This window comes from Candidatus Krumholzibacteriota bacterium, assembly GCA_016931295.1.
GTDB lineage: Bacteria > Krumholzibacteriota > Krumholzibacteriia > Krumholzibacteriales > Krumholzibacteriaceae > JAFGEZ01.
Map to the genome: position 1 here is coordinate 105,444 of JAFGEZ010000012.1, position 16,402 is coordinate 121,845.

A 16,402-nucleotide genomic window follows, 5' to 3' on the forward strand; every position below is an offset into this window, starting at 1 on the left:
CAACCAGCGTTCCGGCAGGGGATGATTGTCTTGACGCGCGCGTTCGCGCGCCCGTACAATCGACCTCCGGTGATACCATGAAACGCGTGCACGGATCGATCCTCATCGCGCTCGTATACACGCTGCTCCTTGCCGTCTCGCCCGCCGTTCCGATGTGGGTCACGATACCGGCGGGGGGGATCGTCACGGCATTCTACGTGGCCCAGCGCCTCCGGAATCGGCAACGGCGTCTCGTACACATCCAGCGACAGCTGAGCAACCTGCGGTCGGAGGGACTCTACCTCGAGGGGCAGGTGCAGGGCACGGAAGAGGACGTCTTCTACCGGATGATCCTGACGCTTCTGACCGATCTCGAGCGGTCACTGTTCAAGCTCGTCGAGAAGAACATCCAGCTGCTGAGCCTCAAGGAGATCGGCCGGAGCATCATCTCGTCCCTCGACGAGAAGAAGCTGATCGATTCCGTCTTCGACTACCTCGTGCACGGCGTCGGGTACAAGGAGATCGCGTTCGTCATCCTGCGGAAGAAGAAGGCGAGGTTCCAGGCGATCGTCAGCATCGAACGATCGACGCGCATCATCAGGCGCGTACTCGGCTTCGGTTTCGAGGATCTCGGCGGCGCCGTCTACAACGCCTTCATCTCCGGCAAGCCCTTTCTCATAAAAGATATACGGATGCACCCGCTCATGGAGGCGGACGGCGAGGCGATCTTCCCGGGGAGCACGATGTCATCGTACATCATCGTGCCCCTGATGAAATCGGCGGAGGGGAAACGATGCTGGGAGACAGAGGACTGCCTGCTCAGCAGGGGTGAGGGCGGACCGGAGGTAAAGGAGGCGCGGCACCTGCGCGCCCGGGAATGTCTTTCCTGCCCGGGGATGCCCCTTCTCGGCGCTCTCGTCGTCACCGACGGCTACCGGGCAACGCCGCTCACGAACATCGACCAGGTGACGATGGAAACGGTCGGTTCGCTCGTCTCCTCGACGATCGAGAACTGGCAGCTCTACCAGGAGCTCCGCAAGGAGGAGCTCTTCCGTGACAAGATCCTCGAGGAGATGATCCACGGGATATTCGTGGTCGATCTCGAGGGAAGGATAACGCTGGCGAACCGGAAGGCGCGCGAGATGAGCCGGATGCCGGATGACGGCCCCGATCGCGTGCGCATCGAGGACCTTCTCGTCACCGATTCGATCGAGAAGGAGATCGATCGCGAGAACCTCTACCGGATGCTTGCCGGAGGGACGCCGATCATCATGCAGGAGGCGTACCTCAAGGGAAGGGACGGCATCCACCTCCCGATCCGCATGAACATCTCCCCGCTCTCCGGGGAGGACGGCGGGATGCAGGGCGCGATCATCCTCTTCGAGGACATCAGCCAGATCAAACGGCTCGAGGAGGAGATACGCCACCTCGACCGTCTCGCCGTGCTCGGGCGCTTCACGTCGGCGGTCGCCCACGAGATCAGGAATCCCCTGACGGGGATCGCCGCCGGCATCCAGTATCTCGACAGGGACGAGCGTCTCGACGCCGGACAGAAGGAGAACCTCTCCTTCATCATGAACGAGGTCGATCGTCTCAACCGGATCATCACCGACCTCTTCAAGGTCGCCAAGCCGCACCAGCTCCTCTACCAGTGGGTGAAACTGGGCGATCTCGTCTCGCGTGCCCGCAAATCCGCCATCGAGGTCGCGGGGGACAAGGAGATTGATTTCCGCATCGATATCGATGATACTCTGCCGGAGATCGAGGTCGATTCCGACCGGATCGTGCAGGTGCTGATCAATCTCTTCAAGAACGCCGCCGAGGCCGTCGACGGCGCCGGAATCGTCCGTGTCTCGGCGGAGGTCTACCGGGGCGGCGACACCGATGTCGTCGTCGAGAAGGAGCGGGAGATGATCCGCGTCACGATCGCCGACGACGGGCGGGGGATCAAGGCGGACGACCGGGAGAAGATCTTCGAGCCCTTCTTCTCGCGAAGGAGGGGCGGGACGGGGCTCGGGCTCTTCGTCACGCACAGCATCGTGCAGCACCACCAGGGACGAATCACGGTGGAGAGCGAGGAGGGCGAGGGAACGACGATGCGTCTCTACCTTCCCATCAGCCAGCCACCGAAGGGAGAGACAGTTGAAGCCGGTCATCCTGCTGGTTGACGACGAGGATACGATACGCCTCTTCCTCGAGAAGACCCTGCGCGAGGAAGGCTACGAGGCGCTGACCGCCGCCACGGGCGAGGAGGCGCTCGAGCTCGCGTGGAAGGAGCTTCCCGATCTCGTTCTACTCGATCTCAAGCTGCCGGACATGAGCGGGATCGACGTGCTCGGGCGCATCAAGGAGTCGGTCCCCGAGATCGGCGTGATCATGCTGACGGCCTTCGGCGACATCGAGACGGCCGTTTCCGCGATCAAGAAGGGAGCCTTCGATTTCGTCTCGAAGCCGGTGAACCTCGAGCAACTCCTCTTGACGCTCGAGAAGGGGCTCGCCGCCCAGAAGCTCACGCGCGAGGTGATGCAACTCCGTCGCCGGCTGAAGATCGACGCCGACGACAGCTACATTCCCGGCGAATCGGCACAGATGCGGGAGATCTACGACGTGGTGAAGACCGTCGCCAGGAGCGACACGACGACGGTGCTCATACAGGGGGAAAGCGGCACGGGCAAGGAAATGATCGCGAACATGATCCACCGGTACAGCCCGCGGCACGACAAGCCCTTCCTCGAGATCAACTGCGCGTCTCTTCCCGAGGAGCTCCTCGAAAGCGAGCTCTTCGGCCACGAGAAGGGGGCGTTCACCGACGCCAGGACACAGAAGATCGGCCTCCTCGAACTGGCCAACAAGGGCACGCTCTTCCTCGACGAGATCGGGGAGATGAGCCTCACGATCCAGGTAAAGCTGCTCCGCGTCCTCGAGAAGATGAGCTTTCGCCGCGTCGGCGGCACGCGGGACATCAAGGTGAGCGTGCGCATCATCTCGGCCACCAACCGCGACCTGAACCAGGCGGTGCGCGAGAAGGCCTTCCGCGAGGATCTCTTCTACCGCCTGAAGGTGATACCGATACACGTCCCGCCGCTCCGGGACCGGAAGGACGATATCGACCCGCTGGTCAGGCATTTCCTGACCAGGTTCAACCGGCAGTTCAACAAGAAATTCCGCGAGGTGAGCGACGAGGCGTTCGCCGTCATCATGGCATATCCCTGGCCCGGGAACATCCGGGAGCTCAAGAACATGATCGAACGGATCGTTCTCCTCGAGGACGACGAGATCCTCCGCCCCGAGCACCTGCCGGGGGGTATCCGCGAAGGCGCGCCCGAAGCCGGGACGCGCGTGACGGGGGCGCTCGAGATCGCCCTCGCACGGGCCTTTCCGGAAGACGGCATCGCGTTCGAGGAACTCGTGAAAAACATCGAGCGGGAACTGATCGAGAAGGCGATGCGCGAATCGAACGGGAACCAGAGCGGCGCCTCGCGTCTTCTCGGGCTGAACCGGGACAAGCTCCGGTATCGACTCAAACAGTACGGTCTCGACGGGGGCGAGGAGGAACGGTGAGACAAATCGCCCTTCTGGTCGCCCTCCTGGTCGCCGCCGGCTCGTGCGGGTACTATTCGACGAGCTCGCGGACGGCGAAGGACATCAAGCAGATCGCCATCCCCTACCTCCGGAACGAAACGCCCGAGCCGGACATCGAGAACGAGATAACCGACAAGGTGATCGAGGGGATCGTCAACGACAATACGCTGAAGGTCGTGGCGCGAGACGAGGCCCACGCCGTTCTCGAGGGACGGATCGTCGAATACCGGAACGTGCCGTTCACCTTCAACCGCGGCTCCGACGCGTCGATCCAGGCGGACCAGTACCGTCTCGTCATCGGCCTGCGGATCTCCCTCTTCAATCCCGAGGATAATTCGTACATCTGGCAGGACCGGAGCGTCAAGGCGCACGGCGACTACTACCTCGACGAGGGCGCGCAGCAGAACTACGAGAACGCGCTCAAGGAAGTCTACCGGGAGATCGTCGAGGGCATCCTCTCGACGATGATCGAGGACTGGTGAGGATGAAACAAACGCTGTCGCATTACCGCAGGATATTCCGAGACATCGACGGAGAGGGCGCGGACACGCTCTTCCTCCTCTCCGGGTCGGAGCGGTTCATCATGGAGGAGCTCGCCTCGAAGATCGTCGCCACGCACGTCCCCGGCGACCTGGCCGGTTTCAACCTGACCGTCATGTACGGAAGCGATACCGACATCGAGGAATTCGTGGCGACGGCGAGTTCCTTCCCCTTCCTCGCCGAGAAACGCGTTCTCGTCATCAGGGAACTCGAGCGGATGCGCGGCGGCTGGAAACGACTCGTCGGATACTGCGAGAATCCCTCGCCGTCGAGCGTCGTCGTCTTCCTCTTCAACACGCACGACGAGAGCGGTCGGCGGATCCGTCCGCCCCGGGAGATGCGCGCCATCGAGAAAGCCGTCGAGTCGCACGGCAGGATCGTCCGTTTCGAGCGCCTCGACGAGCGGGACACGATCGACTGGGCGGTCCGGAAGGCGGACAGGCAGGGCGTCGAGCTCGACGGGGACGCCGCGGCGGTGCTCGTGCGGAGCGTGGGAGGGAACCTCTACGACGTCCAGAACGAGATCGACAAGCTCGCCCTGCTCTTCGAGGGAGGGCGCGCGAGCGGGGCGGAGATCACTGCGATCCTCGGCTCCTACCGGGTCGACGCCGTGTGGGATCTCATCGATCGCATCGTTCCGGGGCGGGAAGCCGACGCGCTCGATCTCCTCGGCCGGATAATCAGCACTGGCGCGGAGAAGCCGTCCGTAGTACTGTATCACCTGATCCGCCACTTCCTCTCCCTGCTCAAGGCGAAGGCGGGCATCGGCGGGGGAGGGTGGGCGTTCGAACGCGTGAAACGGCAGGCGGGAAGGTTCAAGACGGGTCAGATCCTCGTCTGGCTCGAGAACCTCCGCATAGCCGAGTTGACGATGAAAAGCTCTTCCATGCCGGAGGACGCCCTGCTCGTCGCGACGATCCTGCACTCGATGCGGGGCGAGAGGATGGAACGCGAGACGACCTGTGCCGTCGCGTGACGGACGGACACCGACGCGGGAGACGGGGATGAACGAGAAGACCATCACGAAGGTGTCGGACGGGGAGTTCAACGAGAAGGTCATCGATCCTGGCCGGCCGGCGGTCGTCGATTTCTGGGCGACCTGGTGCCAGCCCTGCCGGCGTCTCGACGAGATCATCGGGGACGTCGCCGGACGGTACGACGGACGGGTCTCCTTCTACAAGGTCGACGTCAACGAGAATGCCGCGACGGCGTCCCGCTTCGCGGTGCGGTCGATACCGATGCTGCTCTTCTTCAACGGCGGCGAGGTGGTCGACCAGGTCGTCGGCGCCATGTCCCGCGAAGAGATCGAACGGAAACTCGAGCGTCTGCTCGAGCCGGCCTGATCGGGGCCGTTTATCCAAGAGAGAGACGACGGGCGACGTGCGTGGCCGGTGGGCGGCGAGGCGAAACCGGCACAGGAGACGGGAAGGACAGATGGAGGAATTCTATCCCTTCGATACGATCGACGAGAAGTGGCGCGGTCGCTGGAACGGGCTCTTCACCTGCGACACCGGCCGCACTGACGACACGTTCTACTGCCTGATGATGTTTCCGTACCCTTCGGGCAATCTGCACGTGGGGCACGGCCGGAACTACATCATCGGCGACGCGCTCGCGCGCATCAAGATGATGGAGGGCCGGAACGTCCTTTCCCCGATGGGATGGGATTCCTTCGGCCTTCCGGCCGAGAACGCGGCGATAAAGCACGATATCCACCCCGCGGAGTGGACGGAGCGGAACATCGAGAACATGAAGCGGCAGTTCGAGCGATGGGGCGTCGTCTACGACTGGTCGCGCGAAGTCGCTTCGTGCCGGCCCGACTACTACCGGTGGACGCAGTGGCTCTTCATCCGCCTCTTCAAGGCCGGACTCGCCTACCGGGAGGAGGCGTCGGTGAACTGGTGCCCCTCGTGCAAGACCGTCCTTGCGAACGAGCAGGTGGTCGGGGGCGGCTGTGAACGGTGCGGCGCCTCCGTGGAGACGCGCAAGCTCAAGCAGTGGTTCTTCCGTATCCGCGAGTACGCCGACCGGCTCCTCGACGATCTCGACACCCTCGACGACTGGCCCGAGCGCGTGGTCGTCATGCAGAGGAACTGGATCGGCCGCAGCGAGGGGGTCGAGGTGGGATTCCCCGTCGAGGGAGACGAAGAGATCCTGCGGTGCTTCACCACGCGCATCGACACGATCTTCGGGGCCACCTTCATCGTCATCGCGATCGACCACCCCCTCGCCGGCGAGTTGCTCGAACGGGGCGGGAGGGAGGCGGAGGGACGCGAGTTCGCCGAACGGATCCGCCGCATCCAGATGGAGGAACGCGAGAAAACCGAGTTCACCAAGGAGGGTTTCTTCACCGGGTGCTACGCGATCAACCCGGCCACGGGGAAACGGATTCCCGTCTTTCTCGCGAGCTACGTCCTGATGGAATACGGCACCGGCGTCGTGATGGGGGTTCCGGCGCACGACCAGCGGGACTTCGAGTTCGTCTCCCAGTCGCCCGTCGAGATTCCCGTGATACAGGTGATCGCCCCCGGTGGCGCGGCCGAGGACCGCATGACCGAGGCCTGGACGCAAGACGGCCTCATGATCTCCTCCGGCCCCTTCGACGGCATGCCGAACCGCGAGGCGATGGAGGAAATCACCGATTTCCTGGCAGAACGAAACCTGGCCAGGCGGACCGTGCACTACCGGCTCAAGGACTGGCTTATCTCGAGGCAGCGCTACTGGGGCGCTCCGATCCCGATGGTGCATTGCCCCTCCTGCGGCGCCGTTCCCGTACCGGAGGAACACCTGCCAGTACTCTTGCCCGAAATCGTCGACTTCAAGCCGACGGGCGACGGAAAGAGCCCGCTGGCGACCGCAGACGAGTTCGTCAAAACGACCTGTCCGTTATGCGGGGCCGCGGCGGAGCGTGACACCGACACGATGGACACGTTCGTCGACTCGAGCTGGTATTTCCTGCGGTTCGTCTCGCCGCACGAGGAATCGGCTCCCTTCGACACGGCGCTCGTCAACCGGTGGCTCCCCGTCGACCAGTACATCGGCGGCATCGAGCACGCGATCCTGCACCTGCTCTATTCGCGGTTCATCGTGAAGTTCCTGCGTGACGAGGGACTCGTCGATTTCGACGAACCCTTCGCGAGGCTCTTCACGCAGGGAATGATCACGAAGGACGGGGCGAAGATGTCGAAAAGCCACGGGAACGTGGTGAGCCCCAATCCGCTGATCGACCGGTACGGCGCGGACACGGTCCGCCTGTACACGCTCTTCATCGGACCGCCGGAAAAGGACGCCGAGTGGAACGACCGCGCCGTCGAAGGCGCGCACCGGTTCGTGAACCGGGTGTGGCGCCTCTACAGCCGTCATCGCGAATATCTCGACGGATCAGCGAAGACGGAAGTTCAGCTATATCCGAATACTTACGACAAAGAGCATCTCGATCTCTACCGCAAGCTGCAGTGGACGATCGACCGGGTCCGCCGCGACATCCTCGGCGGCAGTTTCCATTTCAACACGGCGATAAGCGCCCTGATGGAGCTGGTCAACGAAACCTACCCGTTCGTCGAGGGAAACGAGCGATTCGCCGCGGGCGAGCCGGCGTCGATCGATCTGCTGCGGGCGGTCGTCGACGACCTGGTGAAGCTTCTGGCGCCGATGGCGCCGCACGTGTGCGAGGAGATCTGGTCGAGACTCGGCCACGAGAGATCGATCTTCACCGAGCGGTTGCCCGAAGCAGACGAGGCGTATCTTGCGTCGGAAACCTTCGAGCTCGTCGTCCAGGTGAACGGCAAGGTGCGGGCGCGGATCGCAGCCGGGAAAGGCGCCGCCCGGGACGAGCTCGAGCGGATCGCGCTCGCCGACGAACGGATCGCGGAGATCGTCGCCGCCGGGACGATCAGGAAGATCGTCGTCATCCGCGACCGACTCGTCAATATCGTCGTCGCCTGAAGCGGCACGTGAAGAAGAAACGGATGAATACGGGGACGGGCGCCGCGGGAGCGCCCGTTTCGCATTCTCGTATCACGGAAGGGGTTTCGAGCAGGAAACGGATGAAAGACGGACGTTGGTTAACATAATATATATTATGCGCCATATCGGGAGGGCGCTCGTCGTTTGCCGCGGCCTCCCTCATCGATCGATGACGACCGTCGAGTCGCCCGTTCCGGACTTCATGATCGTCACGATGATGCGCCCCGTCTCGCCGGCGCCCGTGATCGTGTAACCGCGGGGCTCTGCCAGGACACGGATCGCCAGGTATCCGGTCGCTCCGGGCGTCGCGGCTGCGCCGTCGACCGGCTCGGTGGCTGCGCACGTGAAGGGATTGACGAGGAGGCGCCCGCCGTCGAGGAGGTCAATCATCGTGTCGCCGCCGGGCGTGACGTCGACACCGACATCGGACGGGTAGAATCCTCCGGAAAGTGCTGCCCATGTCTCGGCGGTCGTCTGGACGGCGAAACAGTTCGCGATCGTGGTTTCTTCCAGATCGGCGACGTTGTCGAGGACGAGAAGGACCGCGTCCGCGCCGTAACCGGTGACCCGGTAGCCTGCGCCCCCGAAACCGATCGGCGCGTAGACGACGGCCCCTGGCGGCGGATCGGGCTCCGGGGGTCGCGGTTCGGTCGGTTCGCCGGTCCAGGCGTTCTCGATGGGCAGGCCGCCGGGGAGGAGGTCGACGAGACTCTTCCCCGCCGCCGTCGTGTCGGCGAGGCCGGCCGGCCATCTGCCGGCGTCGGCACGGAACGCCGAGGCCGCGGATTCGACCGTCAGGCAGGCGTCCCGAACGAGCCGCTCCCGGGCGTCGTCGCGCGGGTTCACCGCACCGCCGTCGCATCCGGCCCCGGCAACCAGGAGCGCGGTCAGGGCCAGGAACCGTGCGTGCCCGTGTCCGATCGTTGTCGACGTCATTTCCCCGTCCCGATGAGGCCCTCTCCCCCGCCCGCCCGGGCCGGGGAGCATGGAAAAGGGGCGCGAGCCGTGCGGCCCGCGCCCCCGATTCGTTCAAACATGCGGGATCTCTCCGTTACCGGTACATCCCCTTGATCGCGCCCCAGGTCGAGCCCTCCGTCGCCGTGTTGCACGAGCAGGACGGGTCGGTGGGGTCGCAGGCGAGGTAGAAGCCGCCGAGGACGTTGACCTGCGTCTTCGCCACATCGCAGATCGAGACGTGCGGCGCGCTCGGATCGATCGCCCCGGGGTCGGCGACGACCGTGATGGTCTTCGTCGACGTCGTCATCCAGATGACGTTGATCGTGCCGATCCAGATCCAGTCGGAGCTGGCGCCGTAGCATTCCTGCTGCCACACCGTCGAGATGCCCGTGTAGATGCTCGTGCCGAGCTGGAGGGTGTTGGCCGGCCACGTCGTCGCCTGCTCGATGTAATCGACGGCGCCCACCGCGCCGCCCATGTCGATCATGAACTGCGCACCGTTGATGCCGTCGGGGCCGGCGTCGCTCCGGTAGTAGAAGATCGTGATGTCGGCAGCGACGAACTGGGTGATGTCCTCGTCGCAGGCCGCGTGGCTCAGGGTGCCGTAGAGGCCGATCGAGCCCTCGTGCGCCGATGCGCCGAACGCCAGCAGAAGCACCAGGAATGCGCTCAATGACAGTTTCTTCATCGTTCTCCTCCTTCGTTCACGTTTCCCCGTGCCGGTTTCGTATGCGTCGTGCCCGATTCCGCCCGAATGTAGCCGCAGCCTCGAACGCGTGTCAAGAAGATTTATCGATCCTCCGCCCCGAGTCCCGGCACCCGGTGCGCATGCTCGCCGAGCAGCGGGAGATGCCAGTATTCCCCGAACAGCGCCTTCACGAACCCCATGACGGCGAGCACGAGCGCCGCGAGGGACGTGACGAGCTGCACGAGTCCGACCACGATGAGACCGAAGAGCCGCAGGCGTCCGAGGGTCAGCTCGAGTATGATCGCGAGGATCACCAGCGCGACCTCGGCGACGAGAAGCAGCACTCCCTGCCTCGCGTGGTAATGGACGAAGGGATCGTCCCCCCCCTTCGAAAGCGAGAAGAAGCAGACGAAGGGAACGTACGCGACGGCAGCGATCCATCGGGACCGTTCGCCCGGTTCGGGCCGTTCCGCCTCGCCGACGATTTCTTCGCGCGGCGTCTCTTCCATCCGGTCTCCTTCCCCGTGTCCTAGCCGCGAAGGATCTCGAGTTCCGTCTCGATGTCGCGGCGTTCGAGACCGTCCGTTTTCTCGAGAAGCATCTCGAGGATCCCGATCGCCCGATCGACGTTCGCGGCGAGCTTGAATGTCTCCGCGGCGCGTTCGAGGTAGAGCGCGGCCATGAAGTCGTTCGTCTCCGGATGGGTGGCGATCTCGAGGTAGATCTCCGCCGCCTCGGCGTAGCGACGCTCGTTCTCGAGGGCGACGGCCTTGCCGTCCTTCGCCGCGTCCCGGTAGAAGGGGTATTTCCCCGACTGCCGGAGATACCGGTCGAAGGCCTCGATCGCCTGTGCGTTCCGTCCGCCCTGCAGGGCGCACACACCGAGGAAATACTCGGCGTGGGCCCCTTCGCGGAGGCGTCCGTACCGCTCGACGACGAGCTTGAATATCTCCTCCGCCGTCCGGACGTCCCCGCCCCGGTAGGAACTCACTCCCTCCGCGAACTGGGAGACGGCGGATTCGTGGGAACGCGAACGCGAGCCGTTCAGCCAGAAACCCCCGGCGACGAGGGCGACGATGACGATGAGGACGACGAACACCGTGTTCTGGTGCTCGCGGAGGTACTCCCACGCCTCGACGGTCGTGGTGAGAAACCGGTCCTCCCTGATCTCTTTTCTGCTCAGTCGTTTCGACACCTGGCGGACCTCCTGTTGCTATCTATAATAAACACGCGACCCGCTGTCTTTTCAAGGGAAATCAGGCGGAGACCTCACGGAAACCTGTTGACAGCCAGCGATTTCCCCGCCAGACTTCCCACGATCGGCATCAACCGGACCGAAGGAGGGGCCGTGAACGGACTCCTTCGCGCCGGCGCCGTCGCCGGCGCGCTCTTCATCGCGCTTCTCGCCGTCCCGGGGGCCCGGGAAATCCCGCGCGCTCCGTACACCGGTATCTACCATCGCAACCTCATCATCCAGGAGATCGCGCCGGACAGCCCCAACGCCGGACTCGACCTGCAACGCGGCGATCGCATCCTCGCAGTGGGCGGCGTCGTCCCGCGGAACCTCAACCACTTCCGCCGTCTCGAGTCGACGGGGCGGATCGGCGAGACGAGGACGTGGACCATCGCGCGCGGCGATTCGATCTTCGATGCGCCGGTCGCGGGCGCCGCGGCGGGACCGGACCGGATCGCCCGGAAAACGGCGTTCTTCATCCTCGGCATGATCTTCGTCGTGGCAGGCATCATCGTCTTTCTCCGCCGGCCGGACGTGCTCGGCGTCCTCTTCCTCGTCAACTGTTCCCTTTTCGCCTTCATCATGACCGAGCGGCCCTCGACCGGCGTCCCCTTCCTCCATATCGCCGGGGAGCTAATCTACGATTTCAGCATCATCTTCCTCCCCGCCACCTTCCTCCATTTCTTCCTGCGTTTCCCCGGCACCGAGATCAGGCGGGGCACGCGGCGCTCGATCGCCGTCCGGGTCCTCTATCTCCCACCGGCCGTCCTCTTCGTGTCGACATTCGTCATGGCGCTCTACCGGTACACCTTCGGGATGCACGCGGGGAACGACACGGTGCTGATCGCCGCGACGGCCCTCTCCTGGCCGGTCTACATCCTCTGGTCCATGGCGGCGTTCACCCGGACGTGGCGGGCCTCGCCCGCCGGCCAGCGGCTGAAGTTCAGGATCGCCTTCGCGGGGCTCCTCCTGGGCATCGTCCCCTTCATCGTCGTCATGCTCCTGCGGCAGTTCGCCCCGGGGATCGCCATGTCGCATGCGCACCTCTCGGTCCTCTTCTTCTCATTCGTCATCGTCTCCTTCGCCTACGCGATCCTCAAGCACGACGCGTTCAACATGACAAGCTTCTTCCGGCGAAGCCTCTCGGGGCTGATACTCGCCGGGCTGCTCGTGACCGGCTGGATACTGCTCGTGCAGATCCCCGGCGAATCCTTCGCCCGGCTCGGCCTCGGCCGATCCGTCGTCGCCGTCGCCGCCGTGGTGCTCCTCTCGATGGCGGTCATTCCGGCCCGGCGACTCGTACAGCGTCTCGTCGACCGCGCCTTTCTCCGTGGCAGGAAGATCTTCAGGGCGGAGGTCGTCTCCTTTACGCGCCGCATCCAGTGCATGATGAACGTCGACGAGATCGCCTCCTTCGCGACGGCCGAGATGCGGAACCTCTTCAGGCCTGACGCCGTCCATCTCTATCTCCGCGACGCGCAGGGGCGATACACCCATGCGCAAAGCGAACCGGCGTCCGTGAGGCCTCCCCTGACGAGCCTGCCCTCCGAGGCGGCCATCGTGCGCATGGCGACGGAGGACGGGCAGCCGGTCATGATCGAGTATTTCGACCATCTCTGGCTGACGAACCGCCTCGATCGCGCATCGCGGGAGCTCCTGTCCATCTCGGCCGCATCCGTCGTCGTTCCCCTGCGTGAACACGGCGAACTGCTCGGCTTCTTCCTTCTCGGGCGCAAGGGAAGCGGCGCGCCCTATACCGGCGAGGAGGCCGAGGTGCTCGAACTCGTCGGCGAACGGAGCGCCGCGGCGCTGAAGAGCATCCAGCTGTACGGCGATTCCCTCGAGAAGGATCGTCTCCAGGAGGAGCTTCAACTCGCGCGCGACATCCAGGAACGTCTCCTGCCCGGCCGACCTCCCGAGATGAAAAGCGCGGAGCTCCGCGCCGGACTGAGGACATCGAAGGAGATGGGAGGCGACTTCTACGACTGGCTCGAGCTGGGGCCCGGGCGCGTGGGCATCGCCGTCGCGGACGTCTCCGGCAAGGGGATCCCGGCGACGATCCTCATGACGACCCTCCAGGCGTCCTTTCGCGCCGAGGCGGTACGCGGTCGCGGGCCGGCCGAGGTCCTCGCATCGCTCAACGCGTCGCTCTACCGCCGGAGCGATCCGGCGAAGTTCGCGACCTTCTTCTACGGGGTCTACGACGAGGAGCGCGGCACCCTCCACTACTCCAACGGCGGCTCCTTCCCCCCCGTCATCGTCGGCGCAGACGGACGCCTCGAGCGGTTGCACCGCGGGGGCATCCTCATCGGCGTCGACGAGGAAAGCACCTACCGGGAGGGAATGGTGAAATTGCGGCCGGGAGACGTTCTTGTCATCTACACGGACGGCTTCATCGACCAGGAGAACGAGCACGGCGAACCGTTCGGGGAACAGAATTTGATACAATATTTCAGAGATAACGCACGTTTATCCATCGATGAACTGATGGACAAGTTATTTGCCACGCTTCTCGCATTTGGCCACAATATTGTGAAAGATGACATGACCGTCCTCCTTCTCCGACGCAAGGCGCCAGTAGCAGACCGCGGCACGGTATATTCCGCAAATCCAATTCCGGAGTGATGTTAGCGCGGCATGTGCCCCATTTACGCCCGTAAAGGCACGGCGTATGCTATTTACTACAGCAGCGACGCTTCAGTGACGAAGCCGAGGATGACACCGGAACAGACACGCCAAACCGATACTGGGGGTGGTCACATGCTGCCGATCACAATCCTGCTCATAATCGACTTGCTGTGGTGGCTGCGGTGATCGTGGGGTAGCTCTCCGAGAGAGATGAATGTTCCCGTCCGGTCGGCGACGATCCGGCGGGAATATTCATATGCGCACCGGTCGCCCCGCAGAGCCCCGACTGCACATCGTTGTTTGTCCTGCCATCTTTGATATCTAATCGAATATATCAAGCAACATGTTCAACCGCTTGTATCATATACTGATACAAAGTGATAATGAACTGTATTTTTTTCTTGACATGCACAATTGAAGGTATATACTCGGTATCAAAACGAGGCAACGGTCGACTACGCGGTCGTGATCCGTCTGCTCTCAAGCCAATCTCAGAAGCGAAGCGATCTTGCTGCTCAGGCCTCTGAAGAGTGGTTCGGACACGTCACGCAGTGTAGTTCCGGCGTCTCGTTTTTTTCTAGGAAAAAGGGAATCGACCCCGTTCACGCGGAGCCGATTCCCTTTTCTGTATCTGGCGCCCCCGGCATGACTCGAACATGCGACACCCGGTTTAGGAAACCGGTGCTCTATCCACCTGAGCTACGGGGGCGTGTATCCGCGACGCCTGCGCCCGCCGCGTTCGTCGTCGGGGCCTGCTGCGGGCTCCCGGAATATTACGCGCCGAGAGGTTCCATGGCAAACGAAATGTGCCGACGACGCCTAGTCGGAGAGGATCGAGAAGACGGGACGATCCCCGAGGCGGGCGCGTCCGCCGAGCTCGGCCAGTTCCACGACGAAGGCGATCTCGACGATCCGTCCCCCCTGCCCCTCTATCAGCTCGACGGCGGCAGCCGCGCTGCCGCCGGTCGCCAGGAGGTCGTCGACGAGGAGGATGCGATCGCCTGCGGACACGGCATCGGCATGCATCTCGATCGTCGCTTCGCCGTACTCGAGGGCGTAGCTCCTGGACACCGTCGTCGCCGGTAACTTTCCCGGCTTGCGGAGCAGAACGAGGCCCGTCCGGAGACGGTCGGCGAGAACGGCCCCGAAGACGAAGCCCCGGGCCTCGATCGCCGCGATCGCGTCGATCCGGCGGCCGTCGTAGCGGGCGGCGAACACGTCGTTCGTCTCGCGGAACGCCTCCGGATCGAGCAGGATCGTGCTGATATCCCTGAAGAGTATCCCCGGTTTCGGGAAGTCGGGGATCGATCGCATGGCCGATTTCACCTTTTCATTCACGTCGTCTGTTCTCCTTGTTGCCGGGGCCCTCGGCGGCAGCCGCATCGAGCAGGCAGCGCAGCTTCCTGAGGGCGCGCATCTCGAGCTGCCGCACACGTTCGCGCGAGACGTGGACCACCTTTCCCGTCTCCGCGAGGGTATGCGGCTCCCCGTCCTCGAAGCCGTAGCGGATCTTGAGAATCAGGCGCTCACGGTCCGAGAGTCGCTCGAGGAGCGCCTGGAGATGCTCGTGCTCGATCTGCTGCATGATGATCTTCTCGGGATCGGAATGCGAGATCGGTTCGTAGCGCGATGCGAGCTGTTTGTAGGTGTCGATGCTGCTCGCCACGTCGAGCGCCCGGATGTTCTGCACGAGCTCCTCGAGCATCCGGTATTTCTTCATCGACACGCCGAGACGCGTCGCCCGATCCTCCGTCGGAAGATCGCGGCACGTTTCCTCGATCGCGACGAATTTCGTCATGAGCTGGAAGACGTGTATCGGTATCCGGATCGTGCGGGAATGGTTCGAGATGGCGCGGACGATCGCCTGCCTGATCCACCAGGAGGAATAGGTGCTGAACCGGTAGCCGAGCTCGGGATCGAACCGGCTCACCGCCTTGATCAGACCGAGATTCCCCTCCTCGATCAGATCGAGAAAGGGAACGCCGTAGGACGCGTAGGACCGTGCGATCGTGATGACGAGTTTCAGGTTGCTGATGATCAGCCGCCTGCGGGCTTCCTCGTCCCCCCGCCGGACGCGCCGGGCGAGGTCGACCTCCTCCTCCTTCGTGAGAAGGGGATACCGGCTGATATCCCGGAAGTACCGTTTCTGCAGCTGCTCGATGTCTTCCTGGTCCTTCATGCCCACTCTCGCGCGACAGGTCGCCGGATCAGAGGAACCCGAGCGGATCGACGGGCGCCCCGGCGCGGCGTATCTCGAAATGGAGGTGCGTCCCCGTCGCGTTTCCGCTCGACCCGATCCGTCCGATCACCTGGCCCCGCTCGACCTTCTCGCCCGCCCGCACGGCGAGCGTCCCGAGATGCGCATAGGCGCTCGACCATCGTCTGCCGTGGTCGATGACCACGATCATGCCGAATCCGCGCTGCTTGCCCGCGAAGGAGACCGTGCCCGGCGCCGCGGCGAGCACCATCTCGCCGCGCTCGGCGTCGATGTCGACGCCGTTGTGGAACTCCCTCGTCCCGTAGCGAGGATGGCGGCGTGGACCGAAACGGCTCGTCACGCGGGCCGGCCGATACCCGTCGAGCGGCGGCGTGAAGGCGAAAGGCGCCTCCACGCGGGCCGGGGTTTCCCGGGGCGTCGGAACCGTCCTCTCGCGCCTCTTGCCGCCGTGATACTTCGGCGACGGCGAACACGCCGAAACAACGACGAGGAGTGTCGCGATCAGGAGCGCCGATCTGTGACCCTGAAGACCCCTGAAAAGAGTGGTCGGGGCGACTGGATTTGAACCAGCGACCTCCTGCTCCCGAAGCAGGCGCGCTAACCGAACTGC

General features: G+C 63.9%; 14 protein-coding genes and 1 tRNA gene. 7 read left to right on the forward strand and 8 right to left on the reverse strand.

What is annotated here, in order from left to right:
* The first annotated feature begins 77 nt into the window (after window positions 1–77).
* From JW876_04045 to JW876_04070, 6 genes are all read left to right on the forward strand, one after another.
* The gene (locus JW876_04045; protein ID MBN1884680.1) at window positions 78–2,147 is read left to right on the forward strand and encodes a PAS domain S-box protein; all 2,070 of its coding nucleotides are present in this window, start codon (window positions 78–80) and stop codon (window positions 2,145–2,147) included.
* Window positions 2,122–3,540, forward strand: coding sequence for a sigma-54-dependent Fis family transcriptional regulator (locus JW876_04050; protein ID MBN1884681.1), 1,419 nt, complete (start codon window positions 2,122–2,124; stop codon window positions 3,538–3,540). The genes JW876_04045 and JW876_04050 overlap by 26 nt, the downstream gene beginning before the upstream one ends.
* Entirely contained in the window at window positions 3,537–4,043 is a 507-nt protein-coding gene (locus JW876_04055; protein ID MBN1884682.1) for a hypothetical protein, read from the forward strand. Before JW876_04050 ends, JW876_04055 begins: the two co-directional genes overlap by 4 nt.
* A 2-nt stretch (window positions 4,044–4,045) precedes the next feature.
* Window positions 4,046–5,077, forward strand: coding sequence for a DNA polymerase III subunit delta (gene holA / locus JW876_04060; protein ID MBN1884683.1), 1,032 nt, complete (start codon window positions 4,046–4,048; stop codon window positions 5,075–5,077).
* 28 nt (window positions 5,078–5,105) lie between these two features.
* Window positions 5,106–5,444, forward strand: coding sequence for a thioredoxin (trxA, locus tag JW876_04065; GenBank protein MBN1884684.1), 339 nt, complete (start codon window positions 5,106–5,108; stop codon window positions 5,442–5,444).
* A gap of 91 nt (window positions 5,445–5,535) precedes the next feature.
* Window positions 5,536–8,046, forward strand: a complete 2,511-nt coding sequence (locus JW876_04070; protein MBN1884685.1) for a leucine--tRNA ligase — start codon at window positions 5,536–5,538, stop codon at window positions 8,044–8,046.
* Between the two features lie 180 nt (window positions 8,047–8,226).
* Here JW876_04070 and JW876_04075 read toward each other — a convergent pair whose 3' ends face one another.
* The 4 genes from JW876_04075 to JW876_04090 all read right to left on the reverse strand — a co-directional run bounded on the left by JW876_04075 (window position 8,227) and on the right by JW876_04090 (window position 10,907).
* Window positions 8,227–9,003 (reverse strand): hypothetical protein, encoded by a 777-nt coding sequence (locus JW876_04075; protein MBN1884686.1) that lies wholly within the window; start codon window positions 9,001–9,003, stop codon window positions 8,227–8,229.
* A gap of 115 nt (window positions 9,004–9,118) precedes the next feature.
* The gene (locus tag JW876_04080) at window positions 9,119–9,712 is read right to left on the reverse strand and encodes a hypothetical protein (GenBank protein MBN1884687.1); all 594 of its coding nucleotides are present in this window, start codon (window positions 9,710–9,712) and stop codon (window positions 9,119–9,121) included.
* A gap of 101 nt (window positions 9,713–9,813) precedes the next feature.
* The gene (locus JW876_04085) at window positions 9,814–10,221 is read right to left on the reverse strand and encodes a hypothetical protein (GenBank protein ID MBN1884688.1); all 408 of its coding nucleotides are present in this window, start codon (window positions 10,219–10,221) and stop codon (window positions 9,814–9,816) included.
* Between the two features lie 20 nt (window positions 10,222–10,241).
* Complete coding sequence (locus JW876_04090) at window positions 10,242–10,907, reverse strand: tetratricopeptide repeat protein (protein ID MBN1884689.1); 666 nt, start codon at window positions 10,905–10,907, stop codon at window positions 10,242–10,244.
* A 153-nt stretch (window positions 10,908–11,060) separates the two neighbouring features.
* Between JW876_04090 and JW876_04095 the strand changes: the two genes are divergently transcribed.
* Window positions 11,061–13,571, forward strand: a complete 2,511-nt coding sequence (locus JW876_04095; GenBank protein MBN1884690.1) for a SpoIIE family protein phosphatase — start codon at window positions 11,061–11,063, stop codon at window positions 13,569–13,571.
* A gap of 635 nt (window positions 13,572–14,206) precedes the next feature.
* Here JW876_04095 and JW876_04100 read toward each other — a convergent pair.
* The 4 genes from JW876_04100 to JW876_04115 form a co-directional block, all read right to left on the reverse strand.
* A tRNA-Arg gene (locus tag JW876_04100) sits at window positions 14,207–14,283 on the reverse strand.
* A gap of 110 nt (window positions 14,284–14,393) precedes the next feature.
* Complete coding sequence (locus tag JW876_04105; GenBank protein ID MBN1884691.1) at window positions 14,394–14,957, reverse strand: adenine phosphoribosyltransferase; 564 nt, start codon at window positions 14,955–14,957, stop codon at window positions 14,394–14,396.
* Complete coding sequence (locus tag JW876_04110) at window positions 14,905–15,753, reverse strand: RNA polymerase sigma factor RpoD/SigA (GenBank protein MBN1884692.1); 849 nt, start codon at window positions 15,751–15,753, stop codon at window positions 14,905–14,907. Before JW876_04110 ends, JW876_04105 begins: the two co-directional genes overlap by 53 nt.
* Window positions 15,754–15,781: 28 nt before the next feature.
* Window positions 15,782–16,186 (reverse strand): M23 family metallopeptidase, encoded by a 405-nt coding sequence (locus JW876_04115; GenBank protein MBN1884693.1) that lies wholly within the window; start codon window positions 16,184–16,186, stop codon window positions 15,782–15,784.
* Window positions 16,187–16,402 lie beyond the last annotated feature (216 nt).